Source organism: Chryseobacterium sp. MEBOG06, from assembly GCF_021869765.1.
GTDB lineage: Bacteria > Bacteroidota > Bacteroidia > Flavobacteriales > Weeksellaceae > Chryseobacterium.
Genome location: NZ_CP084580.1, coordinates 1,240,060 through 1,258,092 on the forward strand (window position 1 = coordinate 1,240,060; position 18,033 = coordinate 1,258,092).

An 18,033-nucleotide genomic window follows, 5' to 3' on the forward strand; every position below is an offset into this window, starting at 1 on the left:
TTAAGGAGAAACCATAAAGAGTCCGAATTTTTTCGGACTTTTTATTTTTTATTATGAATTTTGGCACGGTTTTTTGTAACTTTATAGTAACAAAATAATAAACAACAAAATGAAAAAGTTACTACTTGCAGGGATGTTAGGAACATCACTTTTTGCAGTGTCTTGTTCCTCTGCGAATAAAGCAGCTACCTCTCAAAATCAAAGAGCAGACTTTCTAAAAATGAAAGGAGACTGGCAGATCGTGAGTGTAGATTACGACAAAGGTTTCAAAATTAAACCCTTTGATGAAGGTGCAGATGCACAATGTTTTGTAGGAAGCCACTGGAGACTGATTCCGAACAACTGGACAGGCGCGTATACTTTAAACGGTGGTGGAAATTGCCCGGCATTTACACAACCCATCAAATTTGAAGTAAAAGACGGTAATACGTTTATGTTTAAAAAAATTGCTGATGGTACTAAAGCAAAACAAAATACAGCAGGATATACCCTGACGCTGATTAACCAGACTACAGATCAGTTTTCACTTCAGCAAGATGTTCCGTTTGAAGGAGGAAATGTAAAAGTTGTTTACAACTTCCAGAGAGCAGGAATGAAATAATTTATCAACATAAAAGATCAAAAAAATGAAATTTACTAAAACATACGTAGGAGCCCTTTTCTTGTCATCAGCATTATTACTGACAAGTTGTGAAGCGGTTCAGAATTCGAATCACCAACAAAGAGGAACTGCTGTAGGTGTTGCTTCAGGAGCCGTTCTTGGTGGTATCCTTGGTAACAATGTAGGTAGAGGAGGAAATGGTGCTATTGGTGCTGTACTTGGAGGTATTATCGGTGGTGTTGCGGGTAATGTTATCGGTAACAAAATGGATAAGCAGGCTAAAGATATTAAAGAAACACTGCCGGGAGCTCAGGTAGAAAGAGTAGGAGACGGTATCAAAGTAACAATGAACGAGAGTATTGTCAACTTTGCTTTCGATTCTTCAAACCTTACTTCTGTGGCCCAAACTAACCTTGATAAGCTGGCTCAGGTATTGGCAGATAACCCGGATACCAACATTAATATCTACGGTTATACAGACAGCGTAGGTAAAGATGCTTATAATCTGGCACTTTCTCAAAGAAGAGCCGATGCTGTGAAATCTTACTTATCAGGTAAAGGAGTTGCTTCATCAAGAATGTTTACAAAAGGTGAAGGTAAAAATATGCCGGTTGCAAGTAATGATACTGATGAAGGAAGAGCTAAAAACAGAAGAGTTGAATTCGCAATTACTGCAAATGAGAAAATGATTAACGATGCCAAACAAGGGCAGTAAGTAATTTAACATATAAATATTTTCGTAAAAGACCGCTCCGGCGGTTTTTTTTGTATTTTTATCCTTGGAAAACTTTGAATTTACTATTTTTGCATTTGAAACAACATAAATGAAGAAATATTTAAAACTGCTCCGTGTGGAGCAATGGGTGAAAAACCTGTTTGTATTCGTCCCTCTGTTCTTTTCTGGTAATATCACCAACTTTGATCTGCTTGCTAAAAGCATTTTCGCTTTTGCTATATTCTCTCTTGCAGCAAGCGTTGTTTATATCCTGAATGATTATAATGATATTGAGGCAGACCGGAAACATCCGGAAAAGAGAAGAAGACCTCTGGCAAGCGGAGCTATTTCAAAACCAAATGCTATAGGAATTCTTATAGGGCTGGTGGTAGCAGATATCATTCTCGTATTTTTAGCACAGTTTTATTTTCAGCAGCCCTTATGGAAATTTGCTGTCATCATAGGTTTTTACGTCGTAATGAATCTGGCCTATACGTTCAGGCTTAAGCACGTTCCGATTATTGATATTTTTATCATTGCAATCGGATTTGTACTGCGGGTACTTGCCGGAGGGTATATTACGGGGATCAGCATCTCACAATGGGCTATTTTATTAACTTTTGTATTGGCGCTGGTATTGGCGATCGGGAAAAGGAGAGGAGAGCTTATTAATGCACAGATATCAGGAAAGACAAGGAGATCTCTGGATGGGTATAATGTTCAGTTTGCAGATATTGCATTATCTATTTCCATTACACTGGCTATCGTTTGTTATCTGATGTTTACCCTGTCACCGGAAGTTCAGGCAAGATTCCATCAACGGGTTTTTTATACCGTAGTTTTTGTAGTATTTGCCTTGCTGAGATATCTTCAGCAGACATTAGTTTACAACAGAACAGAATCTCCTACCAAAATTGTATACAGAGACCGTTATATACAGGTTACTCTATTGCTTTGGGTTGCCACATTTTTAATTCAAATTTACTTTAAAAAATGAAGCCGAATTTCACACAAAAAGTTACAAACTGGGGTAATTACCCGGTAGTAGAAAAAGAAATGCGATCTGAAGACAGCTTCAAAAAAATAAAAGATTTTGTACTCAATCACAACGAAATTATCGCAAGAGGAAATGGAAGATGTTATGGAGATGCCTCATTAGGAGAATCTATATTTTCTACCAAAAAATTAAATAAATTTATCAGTTTTGACCGTTTAAACGGCGTTATAGAATGTGAGTCCGGAGTATTGCTTTCGGATGTCCTTGAAATAGCAGTTCCCCAAGGATACTTCCTTTATGTGACTCCCGGAACCAAGTTTATTTCTGTAGGGGGCGCTATTGCATCTGATGTTCATGGAAAGAACCATCATGCCGAAGGTTGTTTCTCAGAATATGTTATTGAGTTCAAGCTAATGACTGAGAGCGGAGATATTATTACCTGCTCCAGAGAAGAAAATTCAGATAAGTTCTGGTCTACAATCGGAGGAATGGGACTTACAGGAATTATTCTTACTGCAAAATTTAAACTTAAAAATATAGAATCTGCCTACATCCGTCAGGAAAGTATCAAGGCAGAAAATCTGGACGAGATTTTTAAGCTTTTTGATGAAAGTGAAAGCTGGACTTATACAGTGGCCTGGATTGATTGTCTTCAGAAAGGAAAGGATATCGGAAGAAGTATTCTGATGAGAGGGGAACATGCCTTTCAACACGAGCTTCCTCAAAATCTTGGAAAAACACCTTTACGATTAAAGAAAAAACTGCAGCCAACTGTTCCCTTTTATTTTCCTGGATTTGTATTGAATGCCCTGACAGTAAAACTCTTCAATTGGTTATATTATAAAAAGCAATCTAAAAAAGAAGTTAAAAACTTTATTGATTATGAGACGTTCTTCTATCCTTTAGATGCCGTGAATGAATGGAATAAAATCTATGGTAAATCTGGTTTTATACAATATCAGATGGTCATCCCTAAAGAAGCCGGAAAAGAAGGAATGAAAAAGATTCTTGAGACGATCGCCAAAAGCGGAAACGGATCATTTTTAGCTGTTTTAAAACTTTTTGGAAAACATAATCCCGATGCCTACAACTCATTCCCTATGGAAGGATACACCCTGGCACTCGATTTTAAAGTGAATTCAAAGCTAAAGAAATTGGTAGACCAGCTTGATGGCATTGTACAGGAATTTGGAGGGAGAATTTACCTTACCAAGGACAGCATGAGCAGATCATCGCTTACCAATTACCTGAAAAATATTAGAAGTTCCAAATTTGTGTCTTTACAGCACAAAAGAATCATAAATAATAACTCATAATGATAGTTCTCGGAAGTACATCTGAAGTAGCACAGGCTTTTGTGGAAAAAGCACTTCAGGAAGGTGAAAAATTTGAAAAAATCTATCTTTTTACCTCAAATAAAGAAACTACAGAGAGATTTGCAAGACATATTGATGTAAAGTTTCTCCAGCAGTCTGAAGTGATTGAACTGGATCTGACAAAAGAAATTGATTACAACAGATTTGATACGATCAATTCAAATGTATTATTTTGTGCCGTAGGATATCTGGGAGAAGGAACTGAAGAAGGTTTGTATGATAATAAAAATACACAGCGTATTATTGATATTAATTATTCCAAGCTGGTTCCTGTAATGAATTATTTTGCCCATAAATTTGAAAACAGAAGATCAGGAACAATCATTGGGCTTTCATCAGTGGCAGGAGACAGAGGAAGACAGAGTAATTTTATCTATGGAAGCGCAAAAGCAGCCTTTACAGCTTATTTAAGTGGTTTAAGGAATTACCTTTTTGATAAAAAAGTACATGTTCTTACCATAAAGCCCGGATTTATGGCCACTAAAATGACGGAAGGTCTGCCATTAAACCCTAAATTGACTGCCAGTCCCAGGCAGGCAGCAGCCTGTATTTACAAAGCCTTCAAAAAACAAAATAATGTGGCATATGTTTTGCCGGTTTGGAGTATTATCATGTTGATTATCAGAAATATTCCTGAATTTATATTTAAAAAATTAAAGCTTTAAAAAAATGAAAAAATTGTATTGTTTTGATTTTGATGGGACTCTTACCTATAAAGATACTATGTTTATGTATCTTAAATTCTACAATTCTACAAAATACCGGATACAATTTTTGAGACATGTACCGCTCTTTATTCTGCTGAAGCTAAAACTGGCTGAAACAGAAAAAGTGAAAAAAAGCTTTATCGGGTCTATTTTGAGAGGGCAGACTCAGGAAAAGATTGAAATGAAATCTAAGCAGTTTTTTGAACATCATTATCCTGAAATTGTGAGGGAGAATGCGTTAGACTTTATAAAAAATATCGATAGGAATAATACACAAAGTTTATTGGTTACTGCTTCACTGGATATCTGGGTGAAGCCTTTTGCTGATGAACTTAAAATGGAGCTTGTTTCTACGCGGGCAGAGTTTAAGAACGGTGTTTTCACAGGAAACTTTGTGGGTAAAAACTGTAACGGACCCGAGAAATTAGTAAGAATTAAAGAAGAAATTAACGATTCTAAATACGATAAAATTATCGCATTTGGTGATACTTCCGGTGATCGGCCAATGTTGAAATGGGCAAATGAGGGACATTACCAATTTTTTCATTAATTTTGGAAGATAAAATTGTAGAAAATGAAAAGTCTTTTATCGGTATGTATGATAATTTTTATGAGCTGTGCATCCGCGCCGTCTCATCAATCATATGCCATAAAGGAAAAGACTGAACTGCTTGTCTCTGAATCACAGGGAGGAGCAGATAAGGCTGGATTCAGAATTATTAAAGATGAAAAAGATTTTCGCAGCACCATCAGAGGAAGTTTTGGTCTGGCGGGTCTGGCAACGGAATCTTACATCAAATATCCACCATTTCCTCAGGATAAAAAAGTTGTTCTTTACAATTTAGGTAGTTTCAGGTCAGGAAGCCATACTATTTCAGAAATCAAAAGTATTTCTGTAAATAATAAAATTCTGTATGTAGAAGTTCCGGCCGGAGAACCTTCCGGTGGAATGGAAATTCAGGTGATCTCAAATCCCTGGTTTATTTTTACTGTTCCTGCAGATTACCAGTTTACCTCCGTAGAATTAAAATATTCAAAATAATAATGGATAAAGTATATTTAGATAATGCCGCAACCACTCCGCTTGCAGATGAAGTTATAGATGCAATGGTGGGCACTATGAAAATGAATTTCGGAAACCCGTCATCAACTCACAGTTTTGGTCAGGAAGCAAAGATCCTTATTGAAAATGTAAGAAGACAGGTTGCAGACTATCTTCATGTAAGTCCTGCTGAAATCATTTTTACTTCTTGTGGAACCGAGTCAAACAATATGATCATTAAGTCCTCCGTAGAACATCTTGGAGTACAGAGAATCATCAGTTCTCCTATGGAACATAAATGTGTTTCTGAAAGTATTCTGGATATGAAAACCAGAAAAGGAGTAGAAGTAAGTTACATTCGTCCTAACGAAAAGGGAGATATCGACTTTAATAAGTTAGAAGAATTATTAAAAGCTTCAGATAAAAAAACATTGGTAAGTTTAATGCATGCCAATAACGAAATAGGAAATCTTATCAATCTGAAAAAGGTTGCCGAGCTATGCAAAGAGTATAATGCTCTTTTCCATTCAGATACTGTACAGACTATGGCTCATATGAACCTGGATTTCTCAGATATTCCTGTAGATTTCGCTTCATGTAGTGCCCATAAATTTCATGGGCCTAAAGGAGCAGGGTTTGCTTTTATCAGAAAAGCTTCAGGCCTTAAAGGAATTATCACGGGAGGGCCTCAGGAAAGAAGTCTTAGAGCCGGAACAGAAAATGTAGCGGGTATTGTAGGACTAGGGAAGGCATTGGAGATTTCTTTAGCTCATATGGATGAATATACCCATCATATGCAGGAGATTAAAGACTATGCCATTGAAAGGCTTTCTGCAGAAATAGATGGCATTAAATTCAACGGAAGAAGCGCAGAGAAGGAAAACAGCCTTTATACTGTTTTAAGCGCATTACTGCCTTATAAAAATCCATTGATAGGTCTTCAGCTGGATATGAAAGGAATTGCTATTTCACAGGGAAGTGCATGCTCTTCCGGGGCATCTAAACCATCTATGGTGATGATGATGGTGCTTTCCGAGGATGAAATGGATCACTGTACACCACTACGTATCTCTTTCAGCCATATGACTACCAAAGAGAATATCGATACCCTGGTGAGCGCTTTGAAAGAAATATCAAGTGATTACACTATAGAAAAAACTAATGTTGAGCATAGATAGTCTTATGATGTAAAAGTCGTAATTTTGAGGACTCAATAGAGATAAAAAACAAGAGAATAATATTAATTAAAATAAAAGAGACAAACATGGCTTTAGAAATTACAGACAGCTCATTCCAGGATACGGTTTTGAAATCAGATAAACCAGTATTAGTAGACTTCTGGGCAGTATGGTGTGGACCTTGCAGAACTTTAGGACCAATCATCGAAGAAGTAGCATCAGATTTTGAAGGAAGAGCAGTAGTAGGAAAGGTAGATGTGGACAACAATCAGGAGATTTCTATGCAGTATGGTATCAGAAATATTCCTACCGTTCTTATTTTTAAGAACGGTGAAGTTGTAGACAAATTAGTTGGAGTAACTCCAAAAGAGGTAATCGCTGAAAAATTAAGCGCTCACTTGTAAAAAAAATAGTTTGATAATGAATGCCTTCCACGATTGGGAGGCTTTTTTTTGAAAATAATTTGCAGGGAATAAAAAAAGTTGTAATTTTGCAACCACGAAAAAGAAACGAAGTTCTTTAAATTTTTGATCCGGTAGTTCAGTTGGTTAGAATGCCGCCCTGTCACGGCGGAGGTCGCGGGTTCGAGTCCCGTCCGGATCGCATAAGTTTTGTCAATTTACTTCAAAAAAATTGATCCGGTAGTTCAGCTGGTTAGAATGCCGCCCTGTCACGGCGGAGGTCGCGGGTTCGAGTCCCGTCCGGATCGCATAAGTTTTATCAATTTACTTCAAAAAAATTGATCCGGTAGTTCAGCTGGTTAGAATGCCGCCCTGTCACGGCGGAGGTCGCGGGTTCGAGTCCCGTCCGGATCGCATAAGTTTTGTCAATTTACTTTAAAAAAATTGATCCGGTAGTTCAGCTGGTTAGAATGCCGCCCTGTCACGGCGGAGGTCGCGGGTTCGAGTCCCGTCCGGATCGCATAAGTTTTATCAATTTACTTTAAAAAAATTGATCCGGTAGTTCAGCTGGTTAGAATGCCGCCCTGTCACGGCGGAGGTCGCGGGTTCGAGTCCCGTCCGGATCGCAGCTAAGATCATAAAAACCTGTAAAGTCTCTTTACAGGTTTTTTGTTTTTTAATACAATCACTTTTGCTTAGCCCCCAACTTTTGCACCTGATCCGATGTGATATAGAACTAATTCTATAAAGTATCTGATAATATTCTATGTCGTTTATTTTTAGTGTCTTATATTAATCCATACTTTTGCCATCGTCAAGTTTAAAGTTCCCAACGATGCGGCTTGATAAACGTATTAAAGTATTCTGAAAACATAAAAATTTTGAAATAAAAATAAAGGCCTTCACTTGTGGAGGTCTTATTTTTGATTATTATATGAAAAAGGTGATGGTTATGATTTAACCCCTGCTGATATAGTAATTCATAATAATTAAAATAGTTTAAAAAGCTTTATTGTTTGACTTTATTTTTTACAACAGGATTTGTGTTTTTGAAGTTTCCGGTGAATTTAAGATATAAATTGAAAACTCCGTTTTTTTACGGTATTTTAATCAATGTCTTTTGTTATTCAATTTTAGGTCTGATATTTGTACTGGGTAGCCAAACTAAACGGCCGATTTATTTATGAAAAACATATCTGTGAAAAAATCATTTTTATATGCATGCTTATGTGGTGTATTTCTCGTTTCCTGTAAAAAAGAAATAGAAAAAATAAGCGATACTTTTAAAGATACAGTTGCTGCCTCTGAAATGCCGGAAGCAGAAAAAGATTCTATAAAAAAAGACTCCGTGCCGGTTGTAAAGAAAGAATCTGAACCACCGGTGATGCAGGAGAACGGGTTTTATAATGCTTTTGTGATTCCAAAAGATAAGAAAACAAGAGATTCTGCATACGCGCAGTTCAGTAAGAAATATAATGAGCAGGAACGTACTGCTATTTTAGCTTTAAACAGGTTAGATTCTAAAAGTAAATGGAATGCCGATACTTTGGTAGTTCCTGCAAAAATAGATACTACACTGATGGCTTATTCACCATTTCCAATGCAGCTGGATGTGCTGAGCGGAGTAAAAAAGTTTGTCATCTTTTCATATCCTATTCAGGCCTATGCTGTATATTCCAACGGCAGCCTTGTAAAATGGGGACCAACCAGTATGGGGAAAAAGGCGGCTCAGACAACAAGGGGGCTTACCTTTGCGAATTGGAAAAAGAAATTGTCTATTTCTACTGTCAGCAGTGAATGGAAGCTTCCTTATAACTTTAATATCCATAATATAGGCGGTATCGGATGGCATGAATATACACTTCCGGGATATCCGGCTTCACACTCTTGTTTAAGACTGCTCAGAAAAGATGCACAATGGCTGTATTCTTATGCAGATACATGGATTCTAAACCCTGGAGGAGCAACTACAAAAGCACGGGGTACAGCGGTAATGGTATTCGGAGATTATAACTGGGGCGGAAGAAGACCCTGGAAAAAGCTTCTGAATGATCCCAATGCCAATAATATTTCAGTGGAAGAACTTACGAAACTGCTGGAACCAGATGTTCCAAAAATGCTGAAAGAACAAAGCAACAGAGAAAGAGTAGCAGATTCAATAAAAGCTGCAAAAGCAATGGCGGCTCCTGTAAAAAATGAAAAGCCTGTAGAACCGCTATCTAATTAATGAACTTTTCAAATTGTAAAGTAGATTCTTCGGCAAAACGTCTCAGTTTAAGCATTTCATTCTTCCCTTTATGCTGGCCAAACCTTGCTGCAATATAAGTGAGGAGAATAAAAAATAACATTACAAAAGAAGCGCTCAGTGCCCAAGGGTATTCGGCGCTTTTTATTTGTTTTTCTACATAGTACATCGTGAAGAAGACCATCCAGAGAATAGAAAAGGAAAAATAGAGAAACATAAAAAACGTCCATACCGCCGAGCTGGGACCGAATACTCCCCGTATTACCGTATGTTCATCCTCCATCTCTACACGCAGTGCCAGGCGGGGTTTCCAATAATTGTCATACTTGGTTTCTACCCAGATGGTAGCTACTTCTTTGTTGATGTTCCCGGCAAATTCATCTTTATGCTCTGTAAAGTATTGTTTCAGGTTCTCAGCATACTCTTCCTTGGTAAGATGTGTAAACATTTTGAATCTGGGTCTGGTTCTTATTCTGTCTAAGGTGGTTTCTTCGGTATTCATATGCTATTCTTGATAAGGAATGGGATCTTCTAAACTGAATCTGAAAGTCAGTTGCTCGGTTTTTCTCTGAACAACAATCGTAATGGTTCGGCCTTCATTTGATCTCATAAGTTCTACAATTTTTTCCAATGTCATATCAGCAGTTTTATTGCCGTTAATGCTTAGTACTTTGTCACCTTTCTGAAGACCCGCTTTATAGGCTGGAGAATCTTTTCTTACCCCTGCAATAGAAAAGATTGGTTTCAAGCTGAATTTATACTGAAAAGAGTCTCTATAAACTTCAGCTATTACAGCTGATGATTTTTGGGTTTCAATTTTTAACTTGTCTTCCGACCATTCTAAGCCGTCCTGCATGAAATCTAATCCACTCATATTAAAATGGAAAGGATCATCAAAATACTTATTTTTTTTAAGATATAGCTTTTTGTTGGGATAATCAAAAATAGCGGTAAACCTGCGGATAATTTCTGCCCCTACGGAGCCTTTTCTGTCTTTTACGAGATTGACGTGCTGGATAGAAAACTCATCAGGCATAGCAGTAAGCGGCTTTTCAAACTTAAAGCTTCCCAGATAAAAATTATGAATTCTGCTTCTTTTACCATAAACATCTCCATTGAATCCACGGCCCAGAAAATCATCAATATTGGGTCTGTTATACACAAAGTTTTTAATGAGAGCAGGAAAGAGCCATATGGCATCACTGTTTCCAAGGTCAATGAGAAGTTTTGAATCCTTCCTTTCTGCCGTCATCTCTACATCAGCATGAAGATAAGGCTTGTCTCTTTCAATAGTGATAGGGAATTCTTCAAACTTTCTGATCTTCTTTTTTAAAGGATCAAGGGTTTCATAAACTGTTATTTTTTTTGTAACATAATCTATAGAAATAGGATGGTCTTTGAAGAAATAATATCCTATAACTCCATTTACAGGAATTCCGACATGGGGTGAGATATTAAAGTCTTCATCAATAATAATATAAAAAGACATAGATGTATTAACAAGAACTTCACCTATTTTGCCCAAATTTCGGTTGGATTTTAATCCGTCAATATCTAAGCTTCCTCCAAGCCCGGAAAATTTGATTTTTTCAATATTTTCCAGCCTGAGTTCCTTATTTTCAAGGCTGAAAAGAATAGTCTCGGAAACACCCGAATCTAATAGAAAAGTGAGTTCCGCACCATTAACGTTGATAGGGATAAAAATAAGATTGTTGATAAACTTAAAAGGGATGACTGCTTTTTTTGTATTGATCAGCTCAAAAGAGTTTTGGGCACTTACAATAATGCCTAATAATAATCCCAGTATAAGAAACCTAATTTTCATTTACTGAATTTACTGAAATTATAGTTATGGTAATAAAAAAACATTCCAAATGCAGGAATGTTTATATAAACTACAATAAAGTAGTGTGAAATGTTAAATTTATTTTAAAATCGTACCATGTACTATTTGGAGAAAAATTCCATCAGGTCCATATAATTTTTCTGATTCACACCATGACCGCTCATATACTCTCTGAAGGTGAAATAGCAGCTAAGGTCATAAAGAAGATCGGCCCCTTTTCTTCCCCAGTCAAGCGGGATGACAGCATCATCTGTACCATGGGAAATGAAGAAACGCAGTTTTTCAAGTTTCTTTTTATCTTTTATGACACCGTCCAGGATTTTATCTTCAGGATAAGCACTAAGGCAGGCTACATAATTAAAAAGGTCAGGATATTTTAAAGCTAAAGCATAACATAGTATTCCACCCTGGCTGAAGCCGCACAAATGTGCTCTGCTTTCAGTAAGACCATAATGGTTGATCAGTTTCAAGATGTTTTCTAATACAGCATTTAAAGATTCTTTCGCCTGAGGTACGTCAATAAAGTTTTCAGGATCATTGAAGTTGATATCATACCATGAATATCCTTCAAACTGTGTATCTCTGGGAGCTCTGAAGCTGATAATAAGCCAGTCGGCGGGAAGGGTTTCCCTGAAACTGAAAAGATCCTGCTCATTGCTGCCGTAGCCGTGAAGCATAAAAAGAACAGGGGTGCTGGGGGTAATGTTTTCCGGCTCTCTTACTATATAATCTAAATTCATACAGCAAATATAATTAATAAATTACATTGTAAATCAACTTTTGTTATGTGTACAATGAACTTTAATGATAGACTGGCGGATGTTCAACGATTGATTATTTGAGCTGTATTATTGTGTTTTAGAGCCTGTGTGTATTTTTTGTCGATTTGATATTATTTGTAAATCTTTGTTGGAAATTTTTCATAAAAGTTATTTTTATATTAATAAAAAACTTATATTTGAAACATTAAAAAATCTATTTGGAGAAATGAAGCAATTTTACAATTCAAAAAGTTTACTAAGACTTTCTTTTTTATTCGTTTTATTATTTTCTGTCATTACCGTGGTCAGCTCTTGTAAAAAAGATGATGATGATGAATTTCAGGATCATGTGGTGCAGTTTGAAGTGAAAACTACTACCGGAGGTAAGATCATAAGCGTTATAACTCAAGTGGGTACTTCTCAGAATACCATTTATAACACTCCAACATCACCTGTAACATCACCTTGGACAAGCGGAGAATTCTTTGTAAACTCTAGCCAGGCACAGCTTAATCTGGATGCAAACGCAACGATGCCGGATGATAATTCAGAATTGACTATTAACCTTTATATAGATGGGGAAGTTGCCAGAACCGTTAAGAAAAAAGGTAAAGGAGTATTAGTCGCTTCTCTTGATTACAGCTTCTTGGAACCTTAAAAAAATTGATACCGATATACAAAAAAACCGCTTTAACAGCGGTTTTTTTTATTCTTCAATCATATCTTGCTGTACAGCAAGATTAATAAGCTCTGTTGAATTTTTTGCGTGAAACTTTTGCAGTAAGTTCTTACGGTGGGTATCTACAGTAAGCGGACTTAGAAAAAGCTCTTCAGCAATCCTGTTGCTTGTTTTTCCCTGAGCTACCATCTGCAGGATCTGTTTTTCCCTTTTGGTAAGCCTTGGAATAGGGAGAATGTTGTGAGCCGGCCGACTGATGATTTGCTTCGTCTCATTACAAAAAACAATATCTCCTGAAAGGGCCCCTTTGATACATATGACAAGCTCGTCAATAGAAGTGTTTTTGAGAATATAGCCGCTTGCTCCGTTTTGTATCGACTGAATAATAATACTTCGTTCAGAACGGTTACTGAACATGATCACTGACGTTTCTTGTGAAATAGCTTTAATTTCTCTGCAGAGCTCTGTACCATTGATATCAGGTAAAGTAATATCCAGAAAAATAATGTCCACAGTATGGGACCGGATAAAGTTGATCACTTCTGAACCCGACGTGAAGGTTTCGGTAACATTGAAAAATGGCTGGCTGTTCAGCATGGTTCTTAATCCTTCGATGACAATAGGGTGGTCATCTACAATGACAATACTTATTTTTCTATTCTTCATGAATGTTAAGCTCTATATTAATAGTTGTCCCTTGATGGTCAGAGTTTATTTCCATTTTTCCTTTCAGGTAGTTGACACGGTTTCTTAAGTTATGAAGTCCCATACTTTTAGTCGTCTTTTCAACCTCTTTCTCAAATCCTTTTCCATTATCTTCAATAGTGATGAGAAAATTTTCTCCCGATTGGGAACACTGAAGTAAGATACTGGTAGCCTGTGCATGCTTTACTGCATTTGCTAAAAGCTCCTGTACAATTCTGTAAATATTAAGCTGAATATTTAAAGGCACTTTTTTTTCAATGCCAATTGCTTGGAAATCAATTTCAAGATCTTTTCTGGTATAGAATTCACAAAGATCATCCAAGGCCGTTTCGAGCCCAAAATTAAGCAGTGATTCCGGCATTAAATTTCGTGCTACATGGCGGAGTTCACTTACAGAGCTGTCCAGCTGTCCTAAAATCTTATAAAATTCTTCATCTTTTTCAGGCTGTAAATGGTTGGCAGACCAGGTCGAAAAATTAATTTTAACACCGGCCAGCATTCCCCCTAGACCATCATGAAGGTCTCGAGCAATACGTTCTCTTTCTCTTTCTTCACCGTCAAGAATAGCTTTGGTGAGTGATAATTCCTCCTTTTGCTTAATATCGTTTATTTTTTGCGTGTTTATTTTATTATTTTTCCTGAAAAGAATATAAAAGAAAGCTAAGAGACTCAACGCCAGCAACAGGACGAGTCCCATTCCCCATAAATAGGAATTTTTCTTATTTACTTCCAGATCTTTTTGGTTTTTCTCTGCGTTTAAGGTGGCTATTTTTCTTTCTTTTTCTGCAGTGTTGAATTTAGATTCAAGTTTATTGATCTCCAGTTTTACATTTTCAATATTCAGGCTGTCATTGAGTTTGGAATACTTTTGCTCCCACTTCAGTGCTTCTTTCGTATCTCCTAGTTCCTCATTTAGTAAAGAGAGTTGTTTATAGAAGGTTTTTCTGTTATTGAGATCAATGGCTAAGGTTTTTTCTGCTAAAACATCTTCTAGAGTGCTCTTGGCTTCATGATATCTTTTAAGCTTTTTTAAAATGTCATATTTATTGAAATAAAACATTTGTGCGAGAAGATTCTGATTGAATTTTTTGGCGTAAAAGATTCCTTTGTCAATAATAGGGAGCGCTTCTGAATTCCTTTGCCTCGTAATATAAAAAAGGGTTTTGCTATAATAATAGAAAGCATTGGATGAAGATTCCGGATAAGGCTCAATTAACTTTTCCGCCTTGTTAAGATACTTTTGAGCCTCATCTCCATTAGCCTGATAGCAGAAATTATTAGCGGAGTTGAGGTAAGTGAAAAATAATTCTGCAGAATTTGGAAATTTTTTTTCAAGAATTTCTAACGCTTTATTATTGTAGTTCTCTGCCTTTTTAAACTGGGCATTATAAGTAAGAATAACAGCAAGCTGTGTGTATAAAAAGCCTAGATTTCTGCTGTTTTCATATTTTTTGACAAGCGGAAGACTCTTTTCAAGAATAATCTTGACCAATGGTAGATAACCCTCTTTATTTTTTTGAGAAACTCCATAGCTGTACCAGGCCAATGCCTGAAAGAAATCCGATTCCTCATTCCTGAACTTAGATAAAGCTTTAATAGCCTTTTCATAGGAGACTGCTGCTTTCGTCCTGTTCCGGTCAAGATAATATTGTCCTTCGTAGTAATAATATTTTGCTGAAATTAAAGGATCGTTTTTGGCGAGTATTTTCCCATTCTCAAGGAACTTTTTACTCAAAAGAGAATCAATGTTTCTGTAATAATTAGACAGAAGAAAAAGTGCTGTTGCTTTTGAAGGGTCAGGAAGACTTTTTTTTGTAATATTTTGTAAGCTGTCTACATAAGATTTCTCATTAAGCGGAATGATTTGCTGGGATTGTAAATTAAATGACAACAATAGGCTTAATAGGATAAGTAATCTCTTCATTGGATATCAATTCTGTAGGATATTTTTAAAAAGTTCAATTTAATTAAAAATTTCAGTATAAAAAATACCTGAATTTAGGTAGAAAAAATTACCTGTTTTTAAGGATTGATAGAAATTGATGACTCCCATAGCTTTGCAGGTATCAAATCATTAATCATAGAATATTCAATATAGTAACTAAAATTTAAACAAAAAGATTATGAAAAAAATGAAAATGAGTCAGCTGTTAAGAGGAACATTTATTGCCGTAATGGCAGCAATGCTTATAGGGCTGGTGGCTTCATGCAGTAAAGATGATGACGATGATAACCATGTGAACGGAGCAGGAAAAAGCCATAAAGTGGTTTTTAAAGCTATCGCTTCTTCGGGAAGTAATATTGATGTAGCGGTTTACGGAGTTGATGGTAATCCTACAACAGCTTCAAGCCTTAGCGGAACAACCTGGTCCAGTCCTGAGATAACATCAGAACCGGGAGCATATAATGCTAATGTCGCTGTAAATGCAATCGGGGCAAACGCTTCTTCTACGTTGAAGGTTCAGATCTGGGTAGACGGAGAATTGAAAAAAGAAGGAACTTCCAGCGGGCAGTATTTATCTGCTTCTGCAAGCTATACATTTTAATATTAAGTCATTTTAGGAAATAAAACTGGCGCTGAGATGAATCTCAGCGCCAGTTTTTATATGGTGCTTAAGCTTAGTTTACTTTCACAATAAAGTAGCTTTTCTTACCTTTTTGAAGCAATAGGAATTTTCCATCAATAAGATCAGTCTCATTGGCAGAGAAAGTATCGTTTACTTTTTCCTTATTCACGGAAATTGAATTACCTTTTATTTCTCTCTGCGCCTCGCTCTTAGACTTTAAGAATCCTGATTTTTCAGAAAGAAGATCAATAATATTAACTCCCAATACATCAGCTTTTGAAACTTCCTTCTGAGGAACGCCATCAAAAACTTCAAGGAAGATTTCTTCATCCAGACTTATCAAATCTTCAGAGGTAGAACGTCCAAAAAGAATTTCCGAAGCTTTTAGTGCTTTTTCATATTCCTCTCTTCCATGTACCCAAACGGTTACTTCCTCAGCAAGTTTCTTCTGTAACTTTCTTTCGTGGGGCGCAGTTTTGTGCTCTTCCACTAAAGCTTCAATTTCTTCTTTTCCAAGGAATGTATAGAATTTGATGAATCTTTCAGCATCTTCATCTGTAGCATTCAGCCAGAACTGGTAGAATTTATAAGGTGATGTTTTCTTTTTATCTAGCCAGTAGTTTTCTCCACTTTCAGATTTTCCAAATTTAGAACCGTCAGCCTTTGTGATCAATGGAACCGTTAATGCAAATGCTTCTCCACGTGCTTTTCTACGGATCAATTCTGTTCCTGTGGTGATATTTCCCCACTGGTCAGAGCCTCCCATCTGAAGCTTTACATTATTATTTTGATATAAGTGAAGGAAATCATATCCCTGAATTAACTGGTAAGTAAATTCTGTAAAACTCATTCCATCTGCACCAGATTCTCCGGAGAATCTCTTCTTCACAGAATCTTTAGCCATCATGTAGTTAACCGTGATGTTCTTTCCGATATTTTTAGCAAAATCAAGGAATGAAATATTCTTCATCCAGTCATAGTTGTTAACCAATTCAGCTTTATTCGGCTCATTTCCTTCAAAATTCAAAAATTTTGAAAGCTGATTTTTTAAGCAGTCAACATAATGTAAAAGAGTATCCTCGTCCAAAAGATTTCTTTCAGCCGATTTCCCGGATGGATCTCCAATCATTCCTGTAGCACCTCCCACCAAAGCGATAGGTTTGTGCCCATGTTGCTGGAAGTGCGCTAAAATTTTTATCTGAATAAGACTTCCGATATGTAAAGAATCGGCCGTTGGATCAAAACCAATATATGCAGTAGTTACCTCTTTATTCAGTTGTTCATCGGTTCCTGGCATCATATCGGCAAACAGACCACGCCATTTCAGTTCTTCTATAAAGGAATTCATTGATTTTTTACTTTAAAATTTTTATGGTGCAAAGATAATAAATTCAGAAGGAAGACAGCACAAAGTAAAGAAAGCGATTCCGCTAATGTTCTAATTAGCTTTTTTCACTTTTTATCCCTTTGCAATTCTGCCCTAAATACTCTATATTTGTTACTAATGAACGACGAACAGCTATTCCTGCTCATCCAGAAGGCCAAAGACAAAGATCAGAAGGCCCAGACTAAACTCATTAATATTTTTTGGGTGGATGTTTTCTCTTTTGTTATGAAAAAGGTAAGAGATGAAAACGATGCAGATGAGATTACCGTAAATGTTTTCTCTAAAGTATTGTCGAAACTGGATATGTTTGATCCCCATTTTCAGTTTAAAACGTGGGTGCTCACCATAGCTCAGAATACAGTTATTGATTTCTGGCGGAAAAAAAGCCGCGAAAATGAAGACTCCATTGAAAATCTTGACGAAGTTAAAAATCAGTTTGCAAAATCTCCCGAAGAACTTCTGATTTCTAAAGAAGAGCAAAAGAAAATCATCAAAACCATAGAATCTCTGGATGCCAACTATCAGGATATTATCAAGCTGAGGTTTTTTGAAGAAAAAAGTATTAAAGAAATTGCCGAAGAATTGGGGATTTCGGTGGCCAATACTAAAGTAAGGGTAATGCGAGCCAAAAAGGTTCTTGCAGAATTATTGAAGAATAATGAGTTTGATGATAATTAAGCGTCAGAAATATCAAGTTATTTAATAAAACAAGTTATCTCAAAAGTTTCATTCTGAACACAGGCTGAAGGTCTGCGAACGTAGTTCAGAAATGTAGTGAAGAATCTCATAAATTTGTTCATCAATAAGATTCTTCCTTCGTCAGAAG

General features: G+C 36.4%; 19 protein-coding genes and 5 tRNA genes. 18 read left to right on the forward strand and 6 right to left on the reverse strand.

All coding sequences use genetic code 11. The features are described 5' to 3' along the window. Positions 1–109 precede the first annotated feature (109 nt). From LF887_RS05745 to LF887_RS05815, 15 genes are all read left to right on the forward strand, one after another. The gene (locus LF887_RS05745) at positions 110–601 is read left to right on the forward strand and encodes a lipocalin family protein (protein ID WP_236857871.1); all 492 of its coding nucleotides are present in this window, start codon (positions 110–112) and stop codon (positions 599–601) included. A gap of 25 nt (positions 602–626) precedes the next feature. Next, positions 627–1,316, forward strand: a complete 690-nt coding sequence (locus tag LF887_RS05750) for an OmpA family protein (protein WP_236857872.1) — start codon at positions 627–629, stop codon at positions 1,314–1,316. Between the two features lie 109 nt (positions 1,317–1,425). Then, complete coding sequence (locus LF887_RS05755; RefSeq protein WP_236857873.1) at positions 1,426–2,313, forward strand: decaprenyl-phosphate phosphoribosyltransferase; 888 nt, start codon at positions 1,426–1,428, stop codon at positions 2,311–2,313. Then, complete coding sequence (locus LF887_RS05760) at positions 2,310–3,629, forward strand: FAD-binding oxidoreductase (protein ID WP_236857874.1); 1,320 nt, start codon at positions 2,310–2,312, stop codon at positions 3,627–3,629. Before LF887_RS05755 ends, LF887_RS05760 begins: the two co-directional genes overlap by 4 nt. Further along, complete coding sequence (locus LF887_RS05765) at positions 3,629–4,354, forward strand: SDR family NAD(P)-dependent oxidoreductase (protein ID WP_236857875.1); 726 nt, start codon at positions 3,629–3,631, stop codon at positions 4,352–4,354. The genes LF887_RS05760 and LF887_RS05765 overlap by 1 nt, the downstream gene beginning before the upstream one ends. 4 nt (positions 4,355–4,358) lie before the next feature. Continuing rightward, positions 4,359–4,946 carry an HAD family hydrolase gene (locus tag LF887_RS05770; protein WP_236857876.1) on the forward strand — a complete coding sequence of 196 codons (588 nt, stop codon included), beginning with the start codon at positions 4,359–4,361 and terminating at the stop codon, positions 4,944–4,946. A gap of 24 nt (positions 4,947–4,970) precedes the next feature. Continuing rightward, positions 4,971–5,438, forward strand: a complete 468-nt coding sequence (locus LF887_RS05775; protein WP_236857877.1) for a hypothetical protein — start codon at positions 4,971–4,973, stop codon at positions 5,436–5,438. Positions 5,439–5,440: 2 nt separating this feature from the next. After that, the gene (locus LF887_RS05780; protein ID WP_236857878.1) at positions 5,441–6,616 is read left to right on the forward strand and encodes a cysteine desulfurase family protein; all 1,176 of its coding nucleotides are present in this window, start codon (positions 5,441–5,443) and stop codon (positions 6,614–6,616) included. Positions 6,617–6,702: 86 nt separating this feature from the next. After that, entirely contained in the window at positions 6,703–7,020 is a 318-nt protein-coding gene (trxA, locus tag LF887_RS05785) for a thioredoxin (RefSeq protein ID WP_236857879.1), read from the forward strand. A 125-nt stretch (positions 7,021–7,145) separates the two neighbouring features. After that, positions 7,146–7,219, forward strand: a tRNA-Asp gene (locus LF887_RS05790). A 32-nt stretch (positions 7,220–7,251) separates the two neighbouring features. Continuing rightward, positions 7,252–7,325: transfer RNA gene (locus LF887_RS05795), tRNA-Asp, on the forward strand. Between the two features lie 32 nt (positions 7,326–7,357). Beyond that, positions 7,358–7,431 (forward strand) — tRNA-Asp (locus LF887_RS05800). Positions 7,432–7,463: 32 nt separating this feature from the next. After that, positions 7,464–7,537, forward strand: a tRNA-Asp gene (locus tag LF887_RS05805). Between the two features lie 32 nt (positions 7,538–7,569). Beyond that, positions 7,570–7,643: transfer RNA gene (locus LF887_RS05810), tRNA-Asp, on the forward strand. A gap of 572 nt (positions 7,644–8,215) precedes the next feature. Next, positions 8,216–9,244: a L,D-transpeptidase gene (locus LF887_RS05815; protein WP_236857880.1), complete on the forward strand. Its 1,029-nt coding sequence runs from the start codon at positions 8,216–8,218 to the stop codon at positions 9,242–9,244. On the opposite strand, the gene LF887_RS05820 is transcribed toward LF887_RS05815, so the two are convergent. The 3 genes from LF887_RS05820 to LF887_RS05830 all read right to left on the reverse strand — a co-directional run bounded on the left by LF887_RS05820 (position 9,237) and on the right by LF887_RS05830 (position 11,848). After that, on the reverse strand, positions 9,237–9,764 hold the full coding sequence (locus tag LF887_RS05820; protein ID WP_236857881.1) for a hypothetical protein: 528 nt from the start codon (positions 9,762–9,764) through the stop codon (positions 9,237–9,239). The genes LF887_RS05815 and LF887_RS05820 overlap by 8 nt on opposite strands. Positions 9,765–9,767: 3 nt before the next feature. Next, complete coding sequence (locus LF887_RS05825) at positions 9,768–11,087, reverse strand: PDZ domain-containing protein (RefSeq protein ID WP_236857882.1); 1,320 nt, start codon at positions 11,085–11,087, stop codon at positions 9,768–9,770. A 122-nt stretch (positions 11,088–11,209) separates the two neighbouring features. After that, a complete protein-coding gene (locus tag LF887_RS05830; RefSeq protein ID WP_236857883.1) occupies positions 11,210–11,848 on the reverse strand; it encodes an alpha/beta hydrolase in 639 nt (212 codons plus the stop codon). Positions 11,849–12,095: 247 nt separating this feature from the next. On the opposite strand from LF887_RS05830, the gene LF887_RS05835 reads away from it, so the two are divergent. Further along, the gene (locus LF887_RS05835; RefSeq protein WP_236857884.1) at positions 12,096–12,527 is read left to right on the forward strand and encodes a hypothetical protein; all 432 of its coding nucleotides are present in this window, start codon (positions 12,096–12,098) and stop codon (positions 12,525–12,527) included. Positions 12,528–12,575: 48 nt separating this feature from the next. On the opposite strand, the gene LF887_RS05840 is transcribed toward LF887_RS05835, so the two are convergent. Together LF887_RS05840 and LF887_RS05845 are read right to left on the reverse strand one after the other, a co-directional pair. Continuing rightward, positions 12,576–13,214 (reverse strand): response regulator, encoded by a 639-nt coding sequence (locus tag LF887_RS05840; RefSeq protein ID WP_236857885.1) that lies wholly within the window; start codon positions 13,212–13,214, stop codon positions 12,576–12,578. After that, the gene (locus LF887_RS05845) at positions 13,204–15,177 is read right to left on the reverse strand and encodes a tetratricopeptide repeat-containing sensor histidine kinase (RefSeq protein WP_236857886.1); all 1,974 of its coding nucleotides are present in this window, start codon (positions 15,175–15,177) and stop codon (positions 13,204–13,206) included. Before LF887_RS05845 ends, LF887_RS05840 begins: the two co-directional genes overlap by 11 nt. A gap of 199 nt (positions 15,178–15,376) precedes the next feature. Here LF887_RS05845 and LF887_RS05850 point away from each other — a divergent pair, with 199 nt between their 5' ends. After that, the gene (locus tag LF887_RS05850; RefSeq protein ID WP_236857887.1) at positions 15,377–15,799 is read left to right on the forward strand and encodes a hypothetical protein; all 423 of its coding nucleotides are present in this window, start codon (positions 15,377–15,379) and stop codon (positions 15,797–15,799) included. A 73-nt stretch (positions 15,800–15,872) separates the two neighbouring features. Here LF887_RS05850 and tyrS read toward each other — a convergent pair whose 3' ends face one another. Next, positions 15,873–17,168 (reverse strand): tyrosine--tRNA ligase, encoded by a 1,296-nt coding sequence (tyrS, locus tag LF887_RS05855; RefSeq protein ID WP_236857888.1) that lies wholly within the window; start codon positions 17,166–17,168, stop codon positions 15,873–15,875. Positions 17,169–17,324: 156 nt separating this feature from the next. On the opposite strand from tyrS, the gene LF887_RS05860 reads away from it, so the two are divergent. Continuing rightward, positions 17,325–17,885 (forward strand): RNA polymerase sigma factor, encoded by a 561-nt coding sequence (locus tag LF887_RS05860; protein ID WP_236857889.1) that lies wholly within the window; start codon positions 17,325–17,327, stop codon positions 17,883–17,885. Positions 17,886–18,033 lie beyond the last annotated feature (148 nt).